The 4136-nt window shown below is 29.6% G+C and carries 4 protein-coding genes and 1 riboswitch; all 4 genes read left to right on the forward strand.

Annotated elements, in window-relative coordinates:
- Positions 1–203: 203 nt before the first annotated feature.
- A riboswitch (SAM riboswitch) is annotated at positions 204–335 on the forward strand.
- Between the two features lie 121 nt (positions 336–456).
- The 4 genes from B3W71_RS09245 (at position 457) to efp (ending at position 3870) form a co-directional block, all read left to right on the forward strand.
- A complete protein-coding gene (locus B3W71_RS09245) occupies positions 457–1416 on the forward strand; it encodes a methionine ABC transporter ATP-binding protein (RefSeq protein ID WP_346888652.1) in 960 nt (319 codons plus the stop codon).
- An 8-nt stretch (positions 1417–1424) separates the two neighbouring features.
- Positions 1425–2069: a methionine ABC transporter permease gene (locus B3W71_RS09250; protein WP_414632011.1), complete on the forward strand. Its 645-nt coding sequence runs from the start codon at positions 1425–1427 to the stop codon at positions 2067–2069.
- Between the two features lie 41 nt (positions 2070–2110).
- Positions 2111–2938 carry a MetQ/NlpA family ABC transporter substrate-binding protein gene (locus B3W71_RS09255; RefSeq protein ID WP_346888654.1) on the forward strand — a complete coding sequence of 276 codons (828 nt, stop codon included), beginning with the start codon at positions 2111–2113 and terminating at the stop codon, positions 2936–2938.
- A 374-nt stretch (positions 2939–3312) separates the two neighbouring features.
- On the forward strand, positions 3313–3870 hold the full coding sequence (efp, locus tag B3W71_RS09260; protein WP_035129348.1) for an elongation factor P: 558 nt from the start codon (positions 3313–3315) through the stop codon (positions 3868–3870).
- The last annotated feature ends 266 nt before the right edge of the window (positions 3871–4136 follow it).

Below are 4136 nucleotides of genomic sequence, written 5' to 3' on the forward strand. Positions count from 1 at the left end.
TAGTAATATATTTTGTGAAAGCTCTATTCTTTAAATAAGAGATTAAAAAATATATTAATATATGAAGAATTTATGGTAAAATTATTGATATTTTTGACTTATACAAGAAATTATATTAAAAAAAACATAAAAATTTTGGTATTTTTATGTTGACTATTTATTTATTGTTATGTATAATTAATGGCAAGATAAAAATAAATATCGTCTTATCACGAGCGGTGGAGGGACTGGCCCTTTGAAACCCAGCAACCTGTATATATATACTGAATCATATATCTTTATATGTATATCATGGTGCTAAATCCTGCAGCTTTATATAGGCTGAGAGATAAGAGAATGAATTGGCATGCATGAATTTATGCACTAGGGATTTGTTCTCTAGTGCTTTTATTTTTATCCGAACAATTAAATCTAGATTTAAGATAGGATATCTACAGTAAAGGACGGTGCTAGAAAATGATAGAGATATTGAATATCAATAAGAATTTTAGTGTTCTAGAAGTTCTAAAGAATGTATCATTTACCATAGAAGAAGGCCAAGTATATGGAATTATAGGTCACAGTGGAGCTGGAAAATCAACTATGCTAAGATGTATAAATGGATTAGAGAGCTATGATGAAGGCAGTTTAAAAGTTATGGGAAAAGAAATTTCTTCTATGACAGAAAAAGAAATCAGAGAATTTAGAAAAAATGTAGGAATGATATTTCAAAACTTTAACCTACTTAAGAGGTCTAATGTATATAATAACGTGGCATTGCCTTTACAATTATGGGGATATGATAAAGAGTATATAGAAAAAAAGGTAGAAGAATTGTTAAAGATTGTTGGATTAGCTCATAAGATAAAGTCTATGCCTAAAGAGTTAAGTGGTGGAGAGAAGCAAAGAGTAGCAATTGCAAGAGCTTTAGCCTTAGAGCCTAAAATTCTACTTTGTGACGAAGCAACATCAGCATTAGATCCTAAAACTACGAAGGATATATTAGAGTTATTATCTAAAATTAATAAGGAGATGGGCATCACTATTGTAATGGTAACTCATCAGATGGAAGTAGTAAAGTCAATATGTGAGCGTATAGTGCTTATAGAAGCCGGAGAAGTTAAGGCAGAAGGAAAGGTAGAGGAATTATTTTTAAGACCTGGATATTCGTTAAGAAAGTTTTTAGGAGAAGAAGAAGAAATTCTATTTCAAGATGGAGTAAATATTAAAATATATTTTCCAGCAAACAAAAGTGAAGATTCTTTTATAACTAATATGGCTAGAGATTTGAACGTAAACCTATCTATTGTATGGGGAAAGCTAGAAAAATTTAGAGAAAATGTATTAGGTTCATTAGTTATAAAAGTTGATGAACAATATAAAGAAAAAGTTATTAGTTACTTAGAAAAGAATAAATTTCAATGGGAGGTGCTATAGTTATGACAATGGAATCACTTATACAGATCCTTAGTAAAGCATTAGTAGAAACTTTAGTAATGGTGGTATTATCTACACTTTTTGCAGTATTAATTGGTATGATTTTAGCTATAGCTCTAATATTAACGGATAAAGAAGGTCCACTAGAAAATAAGTATATATACAAGATATTAGATATAGTTATAAATATTTTAAGAAGTTTACCTTTTGTAATTTTAATGGTAGTAGTAGTGCCTATTACTAGAGCTATCGTAGGAAAGTCTATAGGAACTTCAGCAGCTATAGTACCTTTAACTATAGCAGCAGCACCTTTTGTGGCAAGGATTATTGAAACTTCCTTAAAGGAAGTAGATAAAGGAGTTATAGAAGCAGCTAAATCATTAGGAGCTACTAAGAGTCAAATAATATTTAAAATAATGATAAAAGAAGCTTTACCATCTATTGTTTCAGGGCTTACATTAACTATTATAAGTATAATAGGATATTCTGCTATGGCTGGATCTATTGGTGGAGGAGGCCTTGGAGCAGCAGCTATAACCTATGGATATAATAGATTTAATACACCAGTTATGGTATTTACAGTGGTAGTTTTAGTTGTATTTGTTCAATTAATTCAAAGTCTAGGGAGCTATATATATAGGAAGCTAAGCTAGAATTTTAGACCTATGAAAGTTATTATCGAGGGGGAATATATATGAAAAAATCAGTAAAGAAATTACTAAGTTTAACGCTAACATTAGCTTTAGGAGCAACTTTAGTAGGATGTGGAGCTAAGGACAATAAAAACTCAGATTCTAATAATAAAGAGAAGACTATAGCTATAGGAGTATCTCCAGATCCTCATAAAGCTATAGTAGAGAATGCTATAAAACCATTACTTGAAGCAGAAGGGTATAAAGTAGATGTGATAGAATTTACAGATTATGTTTTGCCTAACACTGCACTTGCAGAAGGGGAGATAGATGCAAATTATTTTCAACATGTACCTTTTCTAGAAGCTACAGTAAAGGAAAAATCCTATGATCTTTCCTATATAGCCAAGGTGCACATTGAACCAATGGGTCTATATTCGGAGAAGATAGATGATATATCAGCTATCAAAGAAGGAGGGGAAATAGCAATTCCTAATGATCCATCTAATGGAGCAAGAGCCTTAAAACTTTTAGCTAAAAATGGAATAATAGAAATTCCAGATGAAGATTTAATAACAGCAAAAGATATTACCTCAAATCCTAAAAATATCAAGGTAACAGAATTAGATCCTGAACAATTACCAAGGGTTTTAAAGGACGTAGATGCGGCAGTAATAAATACTAACTACGCTTTAGGAGGAGGACTTAATCCTTTGAGAGATGCATTAGTAATAGAGGGTGGAGATAGCCCATATGCTAATATTATTGCAGTTAGAACAGAAGATAAGGAAAAGGAAAAAATAAAGGCTTTAACAAAGGCAGCGACCTCTGAAGAAGTTAAAAAATATATTGAAGACAATTATAAGGGAGCTATTGTTCCAGCATTTTAAGTTTAGAAATAAATTAAATAAAAATATTAAAGTTAAAATACATCCTTAATATTTTAATTAGGATGTATTTTTTCTAGAAAAAGTGCATACAATAGATATGTATGAATGGATATAATATGTATTTTTAATAATATATTTAAATTTTTATTGCAAGTTTCGAGATATGAAGGTATAATTTGTTTGCAAAGAATACATAGTTTTGATAAAATATCATTGTTGACGTAAATTAAGTAATTATAAATATTAAATTTACTAATTATTTTTATTGTTACAACTTATTATTCGTATTCATAACTACATAAGGTATTAAAGTGCTTTAAATAGGTTATAATAATTTTATTAGCAAAGGCTATTATATATTGGGAGGTTACATTATGATATCAGCTGGAGATTTAAGAAAAGGAACAACTTTTGAAGATGGTGGACAAGTTTACACTGTTGTAGAATTTTTACATGTTAAACCAGGTAAAGGTGCTGCCTTCGTTAGAACTAAATTAAAAAATGCTATAACTGGAGCAGTTACAGAAACAACTTTCAATCCAACTGCTAAATTCCAAGAAGCAGTTATAGAGAGAAAAGAAATGCAATATCTTTATTCTGATGGAGAGTTATACTACTTCATGGATCAAGAAACTTTCGAGCAAATTCCTTTAAACTATGACAAAGTAGAAGAGGCTATAAAGTTCTTAAAAGAAAACATGTTTGCAATTATTAAATTCTACAAAGGAGAAGCTTTCTCAGTAGAAGCTCCAAACTTTGTTGAATTATTAATTACAAATACTGAACCAGCAGTTAAAGGTAATACTGCAACTAACGTGTTAAAACCAGCTACAGTAGAAACAGGAGCAATAGTTCCAGTTCCTCTATTTGTAAATGAAGGAGACACAATTAGAGTTGATACTAGATCAGGAGAATATATGGAAAGAGTTTAATCCATATAAAGCTAGCTTTCATCATTGAAGGCTAGTTTTTTTGATTGATACTTATATTTATACTTCATGCCACTTTGTAAAAGTGACTATTACAAAACAGTATTTATATAAACTATATTTGAGTAATCGTTGAAAATTATCTATATTAACGTATTTTAATATAGAAGTATAATTAAGAAAATTCTATAACATATATTTACAGTGACAGCATAGAAGTAGATTTTAATCTATAAAATATATTGTTAAAAATAAGTGCTTCATACCAT

The sequence above is a fragment of the Clostridium sp. UBA1056 genome, from assembly GCA_002316385.1.
Classification (GTDB): Bacteria; Bacillota; Clostridia; order Clostridiales; family Clostridiaceae; genus Clostridium_J.